17 protein-coding genes and 1 pseudogene are annotated in these 16,124 nt (G+C 65.8%); 5 read left to right on the forward strand and 13 right to left on the reverse strand.

Translation table 11 applies throughout. The annotated features are described in order from the left end of the window. Positions 1 to 96: 96 nt before the first annotated feature. The gene (locus AC1RNP_RS12470) at positions 97 to 3,585 is read right to left on the reverse strand and encodes a hybrid sensor histidine kinase/response regulator (RefSeq protein ID WP_493051588.1); all 3,489 of its coding nucleotides are present in this window, start codon (positions 3,583 to 3,585) and stop codon (positions 97 to 99) included. A 140-nt stretch (positions 3,586 to 3,725) separates the two neighbouring features. Between AC1RNP_RS12470 and AC1RNP_RS12475 the strand changes: the two genes are divergently transcribed. After that, positions 3,726 to 4,937, forward strand: a complete 1,212-nt coding sequence (locus AC1RNP_RS12475; RefSeq protein WP_493051589.1) for a hypothetical protein — start codon at positions 3,726 to 3,728, stop codon at positions 4,935 to 4,937. Between the two features lie 114 nt (positions 4,938 to 5,051). After that, positions 5,052 to 5,669, forward strand: coding sequence for a methyltransferase domain-containing protein (locus AC1RNP_RS12480; RefSeq protein ID WP_493051590.1), 618 nt, complete (start codon positions 5,052 to 5,054; stop codon positions 5,667 to 5,669). Between the two features lie 129 nt (positions 5,670 to 5,798). Here AC1RNP_RS12480 and cls read toward each other — a convergent pair whose 3' ends face one another. The 10 genes from cls to AC1RNP_RS12530 form a co-directional block, all read right to left on the reverse strand. Then, complete coding sequence (gene cls, locus AC1RNP_RS12485) at positions 5,799 to 7,235, reverse strand: cardiolipin synthase (protein ID WP_493051591.1); 1,437 nt, start codon at positions 7,233 to 7,235, stop codon at positions 5,799 to 5,801. 143 nt (positions 7,236 to 7,378) lie between these two features. Next, entirely contained in the window at positions 7,379 to 7,546 is a 168-nt protein-coding gene (gene rpmG, locus AC1RNP_RS12490; protein WP_425490963.1) for a 50S ribosomal protein L33, read from the reverse strand. Positions 7,547 to 7,606: 60 nt separating this feature from the next. Continuing rightward, positions 7,607 to 7,843, reverse strand: coding sequence for a 50S ribosomal protein L28 (rpmB, locus tag AC1RNP_RS12495; RefSeq protein WP_226469644.1), 237 nt, complete (start codon positions 7,841 to 7,843; stop codon positions 7,607 to 7,609). Between the two features lie 240 nt (positions 7,844 to 8,083). Beyond that, a complete protein-coding gene (locus AC1RNP_RS12500; protein ID WP_493051828.1) occupies positions 8,084 to 8,410 on the reverse strand; it encodes a lipid-A-disaccharide synthase N-terminal domain-containing protein in 327 nt (108 codons plus the stop codon). An 11-nt stretch (positions 8,411 to 8,421) separates the two neighbouring features. Then, the gene (locus tag AC1RNP_RS12505; RefSeq protein ID WP_493051592.1) at positions 8,422 to 9,150 is read right to left on the reverse strand and encodes a glycosyltransferase family 2 protein; all 729 of its coding nucleotides are present in this window, start codon (positions 9,148 to 9,150) and stop codon (positions 8,422 to 8,424) included. 90 nt (positions 9,151 to 9,240) lie between these two features. Further along, positions 9,241 to 9,474, reverse strand: coding sequence for a hypothetical protein (locus tag AC1RNP_RS12510; protein WP_493051593.1), 234 nt, complete (start codon positions 9,472 to 9,474; stop codon positions 9,241 to 9,243). Between the two features lie 32 nt (positions 9,475 to 9,506). After that, entirely contained in the window at positions 9,507 to 10,421 is a 915-nt protein-coding gene (locus AC1RNP_RS12515; RefSeq protein WP_493051594.1) for a ParB/RepB/Spo0J family partition protein, read from the reverse strand. Further along, positions 10,418 to 11,239 (reverse strand): ParA family protein, encoded by an 822-nt coding sequence (locus AC1RNP_RS12520; protein WP_493051595.1) that lies wholly within the window; start codon positions 11,237 to 11,239, stop codon positions 10,418 to 10,420. Before AC1RNP_RS12520 ends, AC1RNP_RS12515 begins: the two co-directional genes overlap by 4 nt. A 143-nt stretch (positions 11,240 to 11,382) precedes the next feature. Beyond that, positions 11,383 to 12,021: a 16S rRNA (guanine(527)-N(7))-methyltransferase RsmG gene (gene rsmG / locus AC1RNP_RS12525; RefSeq protein WP_493051596.1), complete on the reverse strand. Its 639-nt coding sequence runs from the start codon at positions 12,019 to 12,021 to the stop codon at positions 11,383 to 11,385. A 264-nt stretch (positions 12,022 to 12,285) separates the two neighbouring features. Then, positions 12,286 to 12,894 (reverse strand): 4'-phosphopantetheinyl transferase family protein, encoded by a 609-nt coding sequence (locus AC1RNP_RS12530; protein WP_493051597.1) that lies wholly within the window; start codon positions 12,892 to 12,894, stop codon positions 12,286 to 12,288. Between the two features lie 130 nt (positions 12,895 to 13,024). On the opposite strand from AC1RNP_RS12530, the gene AC1RNP_RS12535 reads away from it, so the two are divergent. The 3 genes and pseudogenes from AC1RNP_RS12535 (at position 13,025) to AC1RNP_RS12545 (ending at position 14,819) form a co-directional block, all read left to right on the forward strand. Then, positions 13,025 to 14,419, forward strand: coding sequence for an AMP-binding protein (locus AC1RNP_RS12535; protein WP_493051598.1), 1,395 nt, complete (start codon positions 13,025 to 13,027; stop codon positions 14,417 to 14,419). A gap of 130 nt (positions 14,420 to 14,549) precedes the next feature. After that, positions 14,550 to 14,673 (forward strand): annotated as a pseudogene (locus AC1RNP_RS12540) (GlsB/YeaQ/YmgE family stress response membrane protein); the annotation flags it as partial. A gap of 23 nt (positions 14,674 to 14,696) precedes the next feature. Beyond that, on the forward strand, positions 14,697 to 14,819 hold the full coding sequence (locus AC1RNP_RS12545) for a GlsB/YeaQ/YmgE family stress response membrane protein (protein ID WP_493051829.1): 123 nt from the start codon (positions 14,697 to 14,699) through the stop codon (positions 14,817 to 14,819). A gap of 170 nt (positions 14,820 to 14,989) precedes the next feature. Here AC1RNP_RS12545 and xth read toward each other — a convergent pair whose 3' ends face one another. Both xth and AC1RNP_RS12555 read right to left on the reverse strand, forming a co-directional pair. Continuing rightward, positions 14,990 to 15,763, reverse strand: coding sequence for an exodeoxyribonuclease III (xth, locus tag AC1RNP_RS12550; RefSeq protein WP_493051599.1), 774 nt, complete (start codon positions 15,761 to 15,763; stop codon positions 14,990 to 14,992). A 57-nt stretch (positions 15,764 to 15,820) separates the two neighbouring features. Then, the gene (locus AC1RNP_RS12555; RefSeq protein WP_493051600.1) at positions 15,821 to 16,102 is read right to left on the reverse strand and encodes a hypothetical protein; all 282 of its coding nucleotides are present in this window, start codon (positions 16,100 to 16,102) and stop codon (positions 15,821 to 15,823) included. Between the last annotated feature and the right edge of the window lie 22 nt (positions 16,103 to 16,124).

Genomic DNA, 16,124 nt, shown 5'->3' on the forward strand with positions numbered 1-16,124 from the left:
CGTTTTTCTTTGGTTCGTTTCTTTTGACGCTTATCAAAAGAAATGAACTCGGCCGCGCAGCGGACGAAACGCTTTTGTTCTTGCAACAAAAAAGAACTAAGAAGCAATCCCTTGCCTCTGCGCCGCCAAAAACGCCCGCAACGACGCCGGCTTGATCGGCTTGGTCAACACCCGATACCCCCGCACCCGCGCCGCCTGCTTCAAGGCATCACTCCCATCAGCGGTCAACAACGCACCAGGAATCGCATTCCCGGCCGACTCGCGCAGAAGATCCAGCGCATCGAGCCCATGCAGACGATCATGCAAGTGGTAATCCACCAGCAACACATCAGGCACCGGATCGAGCGAGGCCAATGCCTCGTCGACGGTGGTGGCGCCGATCGCCTGCACCTGCCAGCGTCCCAGCAAGGCGCGCATGCCATCCAATATTTCCGGATCGTTGTCCAGGCACAGCACGCGCATTCCCGCCAACGTATCCGGCAACGCCGATCCTTGGCCTGAGCCGGAAGCATCGCGCCGCCCCGCGGACAGATCGTCGCGCGAGGCGATGCTGATCGCGTGCAGCACGCGCGGCACGCGAATCGAGAACATGCTGCCGCGCCCCAGCTGCGAGTGGACATCGAGGCGATGGTCGAGCATGTGCGAGATGCGCTGGCAGATCGACAATCCCAGCCCCAGTCCCTGCTCGCCCCAGTCGGTGGGCTGCTCGAAGCGGCGGAATTCCTCGAAGATCTGCCGAAGATGATGTTCGGGAATGCCCGGCCCCGTGTCCCACACCTGCAGTTCGATGTGGTCGCCGCGCACGCGCGCGGCGAGGATGATGCGGCCGGCGCGGGTGTAGCGCAGTGCATTCGCGATGAAGTTCTGCAGGACGCGGCGCAGCAGGCGGCGGTCGCTGCGCACCGGTCGCGGATGTCCCGAAGCGGGATGCAGGCGCAGGTCGATGCCGCGGCTGGCGGCGATCGGGGCGTATTGTTCGAGCAGTTGCCGCAGCAGGTCGCCGGCGTCGAAGTCCGAGAGCACCGGTTGCAGGGCGCCGGCGTCCAGGCGCGAGATGTCGAGCAGGCCGTCGAGCAATTCCTCGGCGGCGCGTAGCGAGGTGTCGACGCGTTCGGCGAAATGCTGCTGTTCGCCGGCATCGGAACTCTCGCGTAATGCCGAGGTGAACAGTCGCGCGGCGTTGAGCGGTTGCAGCACGTCGTGGCTGAGCGCGGCGAAGAAGCGGGTGCGCGATTGTTGCGCGGCGTCGGCTTCGCGGGTGCGTTCGGCGACGCGCTGTTCCAATGTTTCGTTGGCTTCGCGCAGGGCGCGTTCGGCGCGCTTGTGATCGCTGATGTCGTTGAAGGTCATCACGTAGCCGCCTTCGGGCAGTGGTTCGCCGCGGCTTTCGATCACGCGGCCGTCGCCGCGCTCGCGCACGTACAGGTGCGGGCTGCCGCGGCGCAAATAGTCGAGGCGTTTGCGCACTTCGGCCTCGACCGGCGCGTCGGTGCCGAGCAGGCCGCGCTCGACGTTGTAGCGGATCAGATCGGCGATCGGGCGTCCGATGTAGAGCATGCTCTCGGGATAGTCGAACATCTCCTGATAGTGGCGGTTCCACGCCACCAGGCGCAGGTCGCGGTCGACCACGCTGATGCCCTGCGCCATGTTCTCGAACGTGGCGGCGAGCAGTTGGCGGTTGAAGCGCAGTTCCTGCCCGGTTTCGTCCAGCAGCGCCATCATCGCCGCCATGTCCATGCCCGAGCCTTTCAGCAGGCTGGTCAGCACCAGGCGCGCGCTGGAGGCGCCAAGCGCGGCGGCGAGGAGGCGTTCGGTGAACTGCACCCAGGTGCGGGTGGCGGCGGTATGCGGCTGCAGTTCGCCGCCATGCGATTTTGCGTGCTCGGCGAATGCGCGCTGCGCGGTGCGCTCGCCGACGATGCGTCCGGCCAGCGTGAGCAGGTCGCCGACCTGCACGCCGCTGTGCGAGACGCCGGAGACCAGCGTCTGCCGCGCGGCGTAAGGATCGAGGAAGGGCGCGCTGCGCAAACGCTCCTCGAAACTCGGCCGCCAGCGCGCGGACACCAGCAGCAGGGCGCCGACATTCCCCAGCAGCGACCAGAACGTGCCGTGCGTCAACGCATCCCAGCCGACCAATCCGAACAGCTGATGCGGCCGCAGCCAGCTGATGCCGAACGGTCCGTGATCGAGCCAGCCGCGATCGAACCAGCCGGCTTCGGTGAGCGCCGGCAGCAGCAAGGTGTAGATCCACATCAGGAAGCCGAGCAGCAGCCCGGCTTCCACGCCCTGACGGCTGGCGCCGCGCCAGTACAGGCCGCCGATCAGCGCGGGCGCGAACTGCGCCACCGCTGCGAACGCCATCAGGCCGTAAGCCGCCAGCGTGGTATCGCTGCCGCTGCTGCGGTAGTAGCCGTAGGCGAGCGCGGCGAACAGGACGATCGCCGCGCGCCGCACCCACAGCACGATGGCCACTACGTCGCCGCCGCGGCGTTGCGCCCAGCCGCGGCGCAGCAGTGGCGGCATCACCAGGTCGTTGCTGACCATGGTCGCCAGCGCCACGCTCGCCACGATCACCATGCCGGTGGCGGCGGAGAAGCCGCCGACGTAGGCCGCCAGGGCCAGCCACAACCGATGTTCGGACAGCGGCAGCGCCAGCACGATGCTGTCGGCGTCGACATGCGCGCCGTCTTTCATCAGCAGCATGCCGGCGCTGGCGATCGGCAGCACCATCAGCGAGATCAGGACGAGATAGGTGCCGAACAGCCAGCGCGCGCGGCGGATGTCGGCCACGTTCACGCATTCCACCACGGCGACGTGGAATTGCCGCGGCAGGCAGATGATCGCGGCGAAGGCCAGCAGGGTCTGGCCGATGAAGCCGACCGGCTTGGCGTTCTCGAGCAGCGCGCGCGTGGCTTCGACCGGTTGCAGGTCGCGCGCGCCGAGCCAGCCGACGGCGAAGATGCCCACCGCGATCAGCGCGATCAGCTTCACCAATGATTCCAGCGCGATCGCCAGCATCATGCCGGGCCGGTGCTCGCTGGCATCGACCTGGCGCGTGCCGTACAGGATCGCGAACAACGCCATCAGCGCCGCCACGTACAGCGCCGGATCACCCAGTGTCGACGTGGATGCGTCGTAGCCGCCGAGCACGGCCAGGCTGATCGCCACCGCCTTGTACTGCAACGCCAGGTAGGGCACGGCAGCGATCAGCGCGATCAGGGCCACCATTGCCGCGAGACGCTGCGCGCGTCCGTAGCGGGCAGCGATGAAGTCGGCGATCGACACCGTGTTCTGCGACTGCGCGATCAGCGCCAGCCGTTCCAGGATGCGCCAGCCGAACAGCAGCATCAGCAGCGGGCCCAGATAGATCGGCAGATAACCGAGGCCGGTGCGGGTGGCGGTGCCGACCGCGCCGTAGAAGGTCCAGGACGAGCAGTACACCGCCAGCGACAGGCTGTAGACCAGCGGCCGCAGCCAGGTGCGCCCCTGCGAATACTGCGGATGCCGGTCGCCCCACCAGGCCACCGCGAACAGCAGGGCGGCGTAGCCAACCGAGACGAGGGTCAGGACCCAGTTTTGGACCAAGTGCGAGGCTCCCGGGAAACCCGGCGGAGTGTACGCCCTTCGCCCGGAAGCGCCCTGGTTCGCGCAAATCCATGCCCCTTCACGCGACCGCCACCTCGCCGTCACCGTTGCGGGCAAACGCACTTCGAAGATTTAGATCGATGGATTTGACGATTGTAAAAATAAATTTTGACACCGATCGCAAATATAGAAGCAGTTATTTTGAATTTAGATTCGGATCACGGAACACGGTTCGAAAGAAGATGAACCATTTAATGGTCGACCGCACGGATGGAGAAAAACTCGGAGAAACATCCGGCGGGCTCGGCAAAACCCCTCACACCAACTCAAACCCATCACAGGGGGAGATTATGAAACGGCTTATTGTCGTAGCGGCATTGCTTTGTCTGATGACAGGTCCCGTATTTGCAGCGGGCAAGAAGATTTCTCCAGAAGATACGCAGCGAGCGAAATACGCCGCCCAGATCGCCAAGAAATGGGGCCCGCAAATCCAGAAGAAATTCGGCATGTCTTCCGGTGAATGGACCGAGCAGATGATGGGCACTTACGCCGGTGCCGACCTCATGAACATGAAGCGCGCGGCTGAAGCCACGAGCTTCGACGCGATGTCCGGTGCGCTGTTCGGCGGCAGTTCGGCCGCGAACATGGCGCTGGCGCGGCCGACCGCGATTGGCAGCACGGAAAATGACCTGGTATTTACTCCAGTGGCGCCGTGCCGCATCGTCGATACCCGCGTTGCCGGTGGTCCCCTCGCCGCGAACGGGACGCGTAGTTTTGTCGGCTGGACGGCGACCAATTATTCCGCCCAGGGCGGTTCGGCGACGAATTGCGGTATTCCGGAAAATGCGTCCGCGCTTGTTGCCAACGTGGTGGCGGTCAATACCGTGCAGCCAGTGGGTTATCTGGTGGCATGGCCCTCGAATACCGATCGGCCGAATGCGGCCACGGTCAACTTTGTCGGTTCCGACATTGGCAACTTGTTCGTCCTGAAGCTGTGCCGTCCGGGCTGCGCGACCCAGTTCTCCGTGTTCAGCACCTCGCAGACGCAGGTGGTCCTCGACGTCTACGGCTACTACATGGAGCCGGTCGCCACGGCGCTGGATTGCGTGGTCGTGACCAAGGACGCGCCGCTGCTGAACCTGGAATTCCAGAACGTCACCGCATCCTGCGCGGCCGGCTACACCGCCGTCGGCGGTGGCTGCACCGGTCCGCTCGGCCTGCAGATTGGCGGTTCCACCCCCGCCGCGACCGCCGGCAAGCCGACGGGCTGGACCTGCCGGTTGGGCGGCATCCTGAGCGGCCTGTTGGGCGGTCGCGTGGACGCCACCTGCTGCCGTCTCCCGGGACGCTAGTAGCCCGATCCACGGACTAAATGCTTTACTAGAGGGCACGGGGTCTTTGAGACCCCGTGCTTTTTTTCGTGGTCCGTTCAAGGAAACCCCGTGCATCTGAGTTCGATGCAACACATGCAGGATCTCGTCTCGAGATACGTGCAGCGCGGCAAGCCGCAACGCGTCGTGGATATCGGTAGCTACGACATCAACGGCAGCTACAAGCAGTATTTCGACGATCCGGCCTGGCGGTACACCGGCGTCGATCTGGAAGCAGGCCCGAACGTCGATGTCGTGCTGGAATCACCGTACGTCCTGCCGTTCAAGTCGAATTCGGTCGACGTGCTGGTGTCCGGGCAGGCGATCGAGCACATGGATTTCTTCTGGGTGAGCTGGCTGGAGATGGTGCGCGTCGTCGCGCCCGGCGGCCTGATCTTCCTGTTGGCGCCCTCGCGTGGTTACGAGCACCGTTATCCGGTCGACTGCTGGCGTTTCTATCCCGACGGCTTCGATGCGCTGGCGCGCTGGGCCGGCGTGGAGCCCCTGGAGATCACCACGGACTGGGAGCCGCACGAGGATGAGGCCAGCTCGAACTGGGGAGACACGGTGGGCGTGTTCCGCGTCGGCCGGATCACGGCATGGGAACGACTCAAGCAGTCGGTCATCCTGAATCTCTCGCGGCAAATGCTGCGCGCCCGCCATGCCAACACGCGTCCGCAGCGGCATGGTGGCCGCGATCTTCTGGAAACCTGAGGCGCTCGATCAAAGAGCCGAGCTCGATCGGCACTTTCTCCATCGTCATTCCGGCTTTCGCCGGAATGACGGCCATGTCGATCGGATGTGCCGAGGTACTCGTGACGGCACCGCGTTCGGCCCCCGCCCTCACAAGAAAGAATCAGCCAGCCGCGCGATCCCCTCGCGGCTGCGCTGCCAGGTGGGACGTCGACGCCAGGTCTCTTGATCGACGAAATCCGACTGGGCCAGGTAATCGTCCTCGATCGCGCGCAGGCGCGCGACCACGGCGGCGTCGTAGCAGAGCAGGCCGACTTCCGCATTGAGCGCGAAGGAGCGGATGTCGAGATTGATCGAGCCGACGAGCGCGATGTCGCCGTCCACGCGCAGATGCTTGGCGTGCAGGAAATGCGGACGGTACAGCGCGATGCGCACGCCCGCGGCGAGCAGTTCCTCGTAGTAGGCCGTCTGCGCCCAGGCGGTGAGGCGCTGGTTGTTGCTGCGCGAGAGGATCAGCTGCACGTCGATGCCGGAGAGCGCGGCGATGCGCAGCGCGGTCAGCGTGGCGTCGTCCGGAACGAAGTAGGGCGTCGCCAGCGTCACGCTGCGCTGCGCGCGCTGCACCATCGCCACGACCATGTTGCGCGCGTTCTCGAACGGATAGGCGGGGCCGCTCGGCAGCGCCTGCGCCGGCGTCGTGCCGGCGATCATCGCCGAGATCGATTCGGTTGCGACCGCGAGCGCCTCGCCCGTCTCGATGTACCAGTCGCTGGCGAACAAAGCCGCCAGCTGCAGCACCACCGGGCCCTCGGCGCGCGCCACGACTTCGCGGTTCGGCGTGCCGGGCACGAAGTCCGGTGCCGCCAGGTTCTGCGAGCCGGTGTGGCCGATGCGGCCGTCGATCACCGCGATCTTGCGATGGTTGCGCAGGTCCATGCGCGAGCTGCGCCGCCAGGCGAGTCCGCCGGCGAGCATCGCGCGGACGTCGACGCCGGCCGCGCGTAATGGCTTGGCGAACGCGCGCAGCCCGCGCTTGGCGCCCACCGCGTCGAGCAGCACCCGGCAACGCACGCCGCGCGCCGCCGCGCGTTGCAGCGCCTCGGCGAAGGCGCGGCCGACGGCGTCGTCGAACATCAGGTAATACAGCAGATGCACCTCGTGCCGCGCGGCCTCGATGTCGGCCAGCAGCGCTTGCAGCGACGCATCGTATTCGTCGAACAGCGTGACGGCGTTGCCGGTCATCGGCATGAAATCGCCGAGGGATTCGGCCAGGCGCGTGATGTCGTCTGCGTTGGTCTCCTCGCGCTTGCCGGGCGGTTGCCAGCGCAGCTGCGCGAGCGGCTGCTGCAGTTCGCGGATCAGGCGCGAGGCCTGCGACTGGCGCAGGCGGCGCTGCGTCGCCAGCCAGGGATGGCCGAAGGCCAGATAGAGCGGCAGCCCGAACAGCGGCACGAAGCCGACCAGCAGCAGCCAGCTGCGCGCCGCGGCCGGCGAGCTGCGCGTGGGGATCCAGAACAACGCCGCGATGCGGATCAGCCAGTCGGTGATCAGGATCAGTGTGCTGACGGTGATGGCCGGCAGTTCCATGCCGTCATTGCAGCACGAATCGCGCAAGAGTCCAGTCCGGCGGCCGTTGCGAGCCCGGAACGAAGCAATCCGCCTCGTCGCGGGGCCGCAAAAGAAAAACCCGCCTTGCGGCGGGTTTCTCGAATGACTCGAAGCCGGAAGGCTTACTTGATCTTGCCTTCCTTGTAGATCACGTGCTTCCGAACGACGGGGTCGTACTTCTTGACCTCCATCTTGTTCGGCGTGTTCTTCTTGTTCTTGTCGGTGGTGTAGAAGTGGCCGGTGTTGGCCGAGGAGATCAGGCGGATTTTGTCGCGTTTGCTGGGCATGATGGGCTGTCCTGTTTGGAAAGTCCGGCCAGGGATGGCCGGGCTCTTGCGGAGGGACCCGCGTTAGATCTTTTCGCCGCGGGCGCGCAGCTCGGCCAGGACGGAATCGATGCCGTTCTTGTCGATGGTGCGCATGGCGCTGGTGGAAACGCGCAGCTTCACCCAACGGTTCTCACTGGCGACCCAGAAACGGCGCTCGTGCAGGTTGGGAAGAAAACGGCGGCGGGTTTTGTTGTTGGCGTGCGAGACGTTGTTGCCGGTCTGCACGCGCTTGCCGGTGACTTGGCATACGCGGGACATAACGCACCTCGAAAGGTAATGAGTGCTTCCCTTGGCCAGGGAGGCGGCGGCCCCGGGTTCGATGCCACGCATCGAATCCACGCAATCCGGGAGGGTGTTGACCGCTATGCGGAGGCGGGCGGAATCGCGTTTCCGGCCCGGTCCGGGCCATCGGCCGGACACAGCGAGCCGCGCATTATGCCCGGCCTGGCGGCCCTGGGCAAGCACTTATCCACAGCCACCGCTCCGGGAGGGAGGCGATCAGTGCCCTGCTTTGTCGCGGTGCCAGCCGCGATGCCGGATGTCCAGGTACAGGCTGTAGGCCGCGGTGAAGGCGGGGAACAGGTTCTGGATCACCCCCACCGAGTCCTGCTTCTGCGAGAACACGAAGTAGCTCAGGGTCATCACGCTGCCGACCAGGCTCATGTACCAGAACAGGCGCGGGATCACCGGCTTGCCATGGCGCTTGCTGGCGATGAACTGCACCAGCCAGCGGCCACCGAACATCAGCGCGCCGATCAGGCCGATCAGCTTCCACGGGCTCATGTGCAGCCCGGTCCAGGCGAGCCAGGTGATCGGCTCGTTCATGAAATCGCCGTTCACGCCAGTTCTTCCGTGGCGGTGCGCTTGCTGCGCGTGATCAGCCAGGCCACGCCGCGCAGATCGCGCAGGCCGACCAGGGCGCGGTTGAGGTTGTTGTACTTCGACACGCCGCTGGCGCGATGCCGGTGATTGACGGGCACGCTCACCGTGCGCCAGCCGGCGCGCTGCATCAGTGCCGGCAGGTAGCGGTGCATGTGGTCGAAGTACGGCAGGTCGAGGAAGGCGGCGCGCTCGAACAGCTTGATGCCGCAGCCTGTGTCCGGGGTATCGTCGCGCAGCATGCGGCTGCGGATGGCGTTGGCCCACTTCGAGGCCCAGCGCTTGCTGCCGGAGTCCTGGCGATTGACGCGCCAGCCGGCGAACAGCTTGGTGTCGGGCGTGGCGGTCTCGCGGGTGGCGAGCAGTTTCGGGATGTCGGCGGGGTCGTTCTGGCCGTCGCCGTCGAGCGTGGCGATCCAGGCGCCGGTGGCGGCCTTCACGCCGGTGCGCACGGCGGTGCTCTGTCCGCTCTGCGAGAGGTGGCGGATCACGCGCAGCTCGGGCGTGGTGGCTTTCAGGCGCTTGAGGGTATCGAGCGTGCCGTCGCGGGAGCAGTCGTCGACGTAGACGATCTCGAAAGGAATCCTGCCGCGCAGCGCGGCGACGATCTCTCCGATCAGCGGTGCGACGTTGTCTTGTTCGTTGAACACCGGGACGACGACGGAGAGGTCTGGGGTCTGGGTCATGGTGAGAAGTATGTAGCGCTACTGGCTGAAGCAACCGCAACCGATGAGTACGCAAGCACCGGGGCTTCCATTTGTACGGCGATGTCTAACCTACCCGCCGGGTTGCCGCGGGTCGCTGTTCCGGGTGTCCAGGGCGTTGGCGATGCGTTCGAGACTTGCGTTGAGGCGTTTGATTTCGGCGATGTGATCGGACATGTACTGCCGGGAACGCTCGAAATGCTGCCGCTGCTGCATGAAAGGGCCGCGACGCATGAAAAACAGAAAACTGCCGACAACGAGAAGCACCGGCCCCCAATTGATCAGCAACTGCCAGAAGATATGCATAGGTCTTCCTTGGGAACCGTTCCGAGACTTGATTACTTTCGCAAGCGTTCCAGCACACCATCCAGCGTATCCAGATCGGTGTAGTGAATCACCAGCTTGCCCTTGCCCCCGCGCCCATGGGCGATGCTGACGCGGGTGCCGAGACTTTCCGACAGTTCGGTTTCCAGCGAAGCGATGTCGGCCTGCGGTTTGGCCTTGTTCGGCGGCTTCTTCGAAGCGGTGACAGGCACCTTGCCGGCGGCGAACTGCTGCGCGCGGTGTTCGACTTCGCGCACCGACCAGCCATTTTCGGCGGCGTCGGTGGCGAGCTTGGTGGCCAGCTCCGGCGACAGCGTGAGCAGCGCGCGCGCATGGCCCATTTCCAGATGACGCGCTTCGAGCAGGGCGCGGATCGCTGGCGGCAGCTCCAAGAGGCGCAGCATGTTCGAGACCGCCGCGCGCGAGCGGCCCACCGCTTCGGCGGCCTGGGCGTGGGTGAGGGCGAATTCGTCGATCAGGCGCTGCAGGGCCTGCGCTTCTTCCAGCGGATTGAGATCCTCGCGCTGGATGTTCTCGATCAGCGCCATCGCCACCATGGTGCGGTCGTCGACGCTGCGCACCACCACCGGCACTTCGGTGAGGCCGGCGATGCGCGAGGCGCGCCAGCGGCGTTCGCCGGCGATGATCTCGAAAGTGCGGTCGTGCAGTTCGCGCACGACGATCGGCTGGATCACGCCCTGCGCCTTGATCGATTCGGCCAGCTCGCCGAGCTTGTCCTCGTCCCAGTGCTTGCGTGGCTGGTATTTGCCGGGGGCGAGCGCGTCCACCGGCAGCGTGCGCAGGGTGTCGTTGGGGGTGGCTTCCAGGGCCGGCGCAGCGGCCGCGGCCTTGGGTCCGAGCAGCGCTTCCAATCCGCGTCCGAGCCCACGCTTCTTGGCGGGCTTTTCGATGGTTTTGGCGGCGCTCATGCCGGGTTCTCCGAAGGGGCTTGCTGTGTCGAGGGGGATGCCTGCGGCTGCTCGCGCTCGCGCTGGCGGCGCAACACCTCACCGGCGAGGCCGAGATAGGCGACGGCGCCGCGCGAGGCCTTGTCGTAGCCGACGATGCTCTGGCCGTGGCTCGGCGCTTCGGCCAGGCGCACGTTGCGCGGGACGATGGTGCGGAACACCTTGTCGCCGAAATGTGTGGTGAGCTCGCCCGAGACGGCGTTGGCGAGGTTGTTGCGCACGTCGAACATGGTGCGCAGCACGCCTTCGATCTCCAGCTGCGGGTTGAGCCGCGCCTTGAGCGCGTCGATGGTTTCCATCAGCGCGCTCAGGCCTTCCAGGGCGTAGTACTCGCACTGCATCGGCACCAGTACCGCGTCGGCCGCGGTCAGCGCGTTCAGGGTGAGCAGGGACAGCGCCGGCGGGCAGTCGATGATGATGAAGTCGTAGCGACCGCGCAGTGGATCGAGCGCGCGCTTCAGGCGCTGCTCGCGCTCCTCCGCTTCCATCAGCTCGATTTCGGCGGCGGTCAGATCACTGTTGCCGGGCAGCAGGTCGTAGCCCTCGGCGGTTTCCACGCGCGCGTCCTCGGCCAGCATCTCGCCGAGCAGGACATCGCAGGTGGAGGCCAGCAGGTCGCGCTTGTCCACGCCGCTGCCCATGGTGGCGTTGCCTTGCGCGTCCAGGTCCACCAGCAGCACGCGCTTGGGCGTGGCCGCCAGCGCCGCGGCGAGATTCACCGCCGTCGTCGTCTTTCCGACGCCGCCTTTCTGGTTGGCGATAGCGATGATGCGGGCCATGGGTCCGGGCTGCCTGAGGGCGTGCTGTTGAGAAGGGTTGAAAGCCCGGGCAGCCGCGATGGCGTGGTCGTCCGGATCGGGGATTATGCCCCAGCCGCCGCGCCGCACTGTGCCGGCGGCAGCGGAACCGGGTCGGAAAGCGGCTAAACGCGCGCCACTTCGACGAGATGGCGCTCCGCGCCGAGGCCAGGAACCTGAAGCGGCGAGACGCTGCGCACCCGCCAGCCCGCGGGCAGCGCGGCGATCTCCTCCGCCGGGTGCGCGCCCTTCATGGCCAGCAGGCGGCCTTCAGGTGCCAGCAGGTGGCCGCCGAGGGCGAGGATGTCGGCCAGCGTGGCCAGGGCGCGCGCGGTGATGGCGTCGTAGGCGCCGGGTTCGGCGACGGCCTCGGCGCGGGCCTCGACCACGCGCGCGTTCGCCAGCCCCAGCACGCGCACCGCCTCGCGCAGGAAGCGTGCCTTCTTGCCGTTGGACTCCACCAGCGTGACGCGCAGCCCCGGCACCGCGATCGCCAGCGGGATGCCCGGCAGGCCCGCGCCGGCGCCCAGGTCGGCGAGCGTGGCGATGTCCCGCACGTAGGGATGCATCGCCAGCGAATCGAGCAGGTGCAAGGTCACCATGTCGCGCGGATCGCGGATGGCGGTGAGGTTGTAGGTGTGGTTCCAGCGATCGAGCAGGGCCAGATAGGCGAGCAGCGGCTCGGCCAGGGTGGCGTCGAGCGCCAATGCGCGCAGACCGTCTTCGAGAGGGGCGCGCAAAGTGGTGGAGAGGGAATCGCTCATCGCGGAATTGTAGTGGCTGGCTTCATTGCTGCGATGTGCGATGCGCATCGATGCCCGAAGTACGAAGACTGCCTGTCTCAGTGGCTTTTCGATGCGCCGGGAGCTTGCCCAGGAGCTCCGTCCCCCTACACTCCCGTCATCTCGGCGAAAGCTGGGATCCATGTTGCTGTTGCTCTGCTGTTCCCAAAATCAAAATGGGTCCCCGCTTTCGCCGGGATGACGGGAAATGGTGCTCAAAGGCATGCCCCCAAGCGAAAACAGACGCTAGCGACCTCGCCAAGCCAGCGCCGCCACGTATCCCGGCATCGGCGAGAAGGCATGCAGGGACCACTCCTCCGGCGCGCCGAGCGCCGCATCGCAGGCCGTCATGCGCCAGACCTCGCCCTCGGCGACGAATTCCAGCCGATGCAGCCCGAACACCAGCCCGCGGCCATGCGCCTTCAGCACCGCTTCCTTGGCGCACCACAGGCGCACGAAAGCGGTTTCACGGGTCGCTTCGGGCCATGCGTGCAGCGTGGCCGTTTCGTTCGCGGTGAAGAAGCGTTCGGCCAGCAGCAGCGCACGCGGTCGCGGCCGCAACCATTCGAGATCGGCGCCGACATGGACGTTGGCGCCAAGCGCCACCAGCAGACCATTGCCGCTGTGGCTCCAGCTGACGTCGAAATCGGCGTTCGGGCCATCCAGGCGCGGGCGGCCATGCGCATCGCGCGCCAGGGACAGCTCGAGCGCCGCGGTATTCAACCATTCCGCCAGCTTCGGCCGGACCATCGTCTCGGCCACCGTTCCGTGGCGGTAGGCGCCCCACGCGCAGCGCACGGGGCCGAGTTCGAGGCTGTCGTCGGGATTGAACATGGAGAGCGGATTGGCGTTCATGGGGCGTTCGTGCAGCGAATGCGGGCCTCGCGGCCGGACCTGCATCGACTGCCCAGTCAGCGTAAGCTAATCGCAGGGGAAGTAAGGATAAGGGGAGCGGCATCGATCGCCGCGGAACCAAGAAGAGACGATGTCGGCAGTCATCCAGAGCAAGCTTGCGTCCGCCAGCTCGAGCCTTTCCGCATTGGCCCAGGGGGCGCCGACGCGCGCCATCGCGTTCGACGCGCATCACCGGATTTCACTGGAGACCTTCTTCGCGCACGTGCGCGCGCTCGCCGCGCGCCTGCCGGAGGCCACGCATGCGGTGAACCTCTGCGAGGATCGCTATCGCTTCCTCGTGGCGTTCTGCGCCGTCGCCCTGCGTGGACAGACCACGCTGTTGCCGCCCTCGCGCACGCGCGCGGCGATCGACGAGGTGCGCGCGCTGCATCCGGGCAGCTATTGCCTCGGTGACGGCGAGCCTTGCGGCTGCGCCGAAGCGCATCTGATGCCGCTGCCGCATTACGTGGCGCTGCCCGATCCGTTGCCGCAATGCGACGGCCCGCTGCCCGTCATCGACGACGACGCCCTGGTGGCGATCGGCTTCACCTCCGGCAGCACCGGCACGCCGAAACCGAATCCGAAGACCTGGCGCAACTTCCGCACCAGCACGATGCAGAACCTGGCCGCGCTGGCGGGGTTGTGGCCGGATGACGAGGCAAGTGTCATGCACGTCGTTGCGACCGTGCCGCCGCAGCACATGTACGGCATGGAAATGTCGGTGCTGCTGCCCCTGCACGGCAACGTCGCCGTGCACGGCGGACGGCCGTTTTTCCCACAGGATGTCGCACAGGCGTTGCATGACGCTCCCACGCCGCGCCTGCTCGTGACCACGCCCGTGCATCTGCGCGCGCTGGTGGAATCGGACATCGCATGGCCGCCGCTCGCCGGCATCGTCACCGCGACCGCGCCCTTGCCGCAGCCGCTCGCCGCCGCGGCGGAAGCGCGTTTCGGCTGCGAGGTGCGCGAAGTGTTCGGCTCCACCGAAACCTGCGTGATCGCGCGTCGCCGCACCGCGCGCGAAGAAGCCTGGACGCCGCTGCCCGGCGTGCAGCTCACGCCGCAGCCGGACGGCACGCAGGTGCAGGCCGCGCATCTCGAACAACCTGTCGTGCTCGCCGACCTGATGGAAGTCCAATCCGACGGCCGTTTCCTGCTGCGCGGCCGCCAGGCCGATCTGCTCGAGATCGCCGGCAAGCGCGCATCGCTCAGCGACCTGACGCGCCGACTGCTGGCGATTCCAGGCGTGCGTGACGGCATCGTATTCCAGCTCGACGAGGCCGACGAATATGGCGTGCGCCGCATCGCCGCGCTCGTCGTCGCGCCGGAGTTGCACGAACGCGACATCCTGCAATCCCTGCGCCGCAGCGTCGATGCCGTATTCCTGCCGCGCCGCCTGCAACGCGTGGATGCGCTGCCGCGCAACGAAACCGGCAAGCTGCCGCGCGCGGCGCTGCTGCAGCTGCTGCAAAGCAGCATGCGTTGAACCTGGTTGACGTACCGCCTGTTGCGTCTGCATTCATCTCCGCCACATCACCGTAACGCCGCCAACGCTAGGTTGACTGCGCCGCAGCAGCGCTGAGGCGTATCCCGCTCAACTTTTCAGGAGTCGCAGCATGAATTTCATCATCTGGCTGATCGTAGGCGGCATCATCGGCTGGGTTGCCAGCCTCATCATGAAGCGCGACGCCCAACAGGGCATCATCCTCAATATCGTCGTCGGTATCGTCGGTTCGTTCCTGGGAGGTTATTTCATCGCCCCGTTGCTGGGCACGGGAACTGTCAACAGCGGAGACTTCAGCCTCATGGGCTTGTTGTCGTCGCTGATCGGCGCCGTGATCCTGCTGCTGATCATCAATCTGTTCACGCGCGGGCGTGCGCGCTAAGCCAACGCTCTGAAATCGGTTTGAAGAAAAGGCCCGGGAGACCGGGCCTTTTCTTTGAGCGTGTTCAGAGACCCGAAAATCTGGCTGTCATTCCCGCCTTTGCGAGGATGACGAGCAAAAGCGGGATACCGGAAGACTTTGACTGGCTCTGGAGTCGAATTTTTGGATTGTTACGTTTGCAGCTGTACCCAGACCGGCGCGTGATCACTGGGACGCTCCCAGGTGCGCGGTTCGCGATCGATGTCGGCGGCGGCCGCGCGCGCGCGCAGGGCATCGGAGACCAGGGTGAGATCGATGCGCAGGCCGAGATTGCGGCGGAACGCGGCCTGGCGATAGTCCCACCAGCTGAACTTGCCGGCGTCGTTGTCGTGCAGGCGGTAGGCATCGTGCAGGCCGAGATCGAGCAGGCGCTTGAGCGCGGCGCGTTCTGCGGTGGAAGTGAGGATGTGGTTCTCGTTCCAGATTGCCGCGTCATGCACGTCGCGCTCGTCCGGGGCGATGTTGAAGTCGCCGAGCACGACCAGTTGCGGATGTGTCTGCAACTCCAGCGCCAGCCATTCGTGCACGGCATCGAGCCAGCGCAGCTTGTAGGCGTACTTCTCGGTGTCCACGTCCTGTCCGTTGACCACGTACAGATTGACGATGCGAACGCCGTCGACGGTGGCGGCGATCACCCGCTTCTGCTCATCGTCGAAACCGGGGATGCCGATCTGCACGCTCTCGATGGCGCGGTCGCGGGCGAGGATGGCGACGCCGTTGTAGGTCTTCTGCCCGGAGAACACGCTGCGGTAGCCGAGCCCGGCGAGGACGGTGTCCGGGAACTTGCTGTCCTCCAGCTTCGTCTCCTGGATGCCGACGACATCCGGCTGCGCCGCGCGCAGCCAGTCTTCCAAGTGCGGCAGGCGGACGTTGAGGGAGTTGACGTTCCAGCTGGCGATTTTCATATGGGTGTTCGTTCAACGGCGCCCTAAGGCGGACGCCTCTGCGGCATGGAAGTCAGATCAGGATGGGAAACTTCTGGTTTGTCGTGTGACAAGCCATTTGATGATGTGCGCATGGAGCCCAAAGATGATCGCTCCTAGGCAAAACCATGTGATCAGGTATTCCCAATAGTAACCCGGCTTATGGCCGTCGATATTGAGTATGAAGGCGAAGATAGCGGCCGCGATCAGCGTGGGTAATGCATAGGGTCTTGATCGGACGGAGTAGGATCGCACCAGCAATAGGGCGAAGAGACCAAGCCCCAACACTATTGCAATGGGATAGATGATCTCGGTTCCCATGATCCCTCCGCACTGGCCGCGT

It is taken from the genome of Luteimonas sp. GW821-FHT14E02 (genome assembly GCF_058803905.1).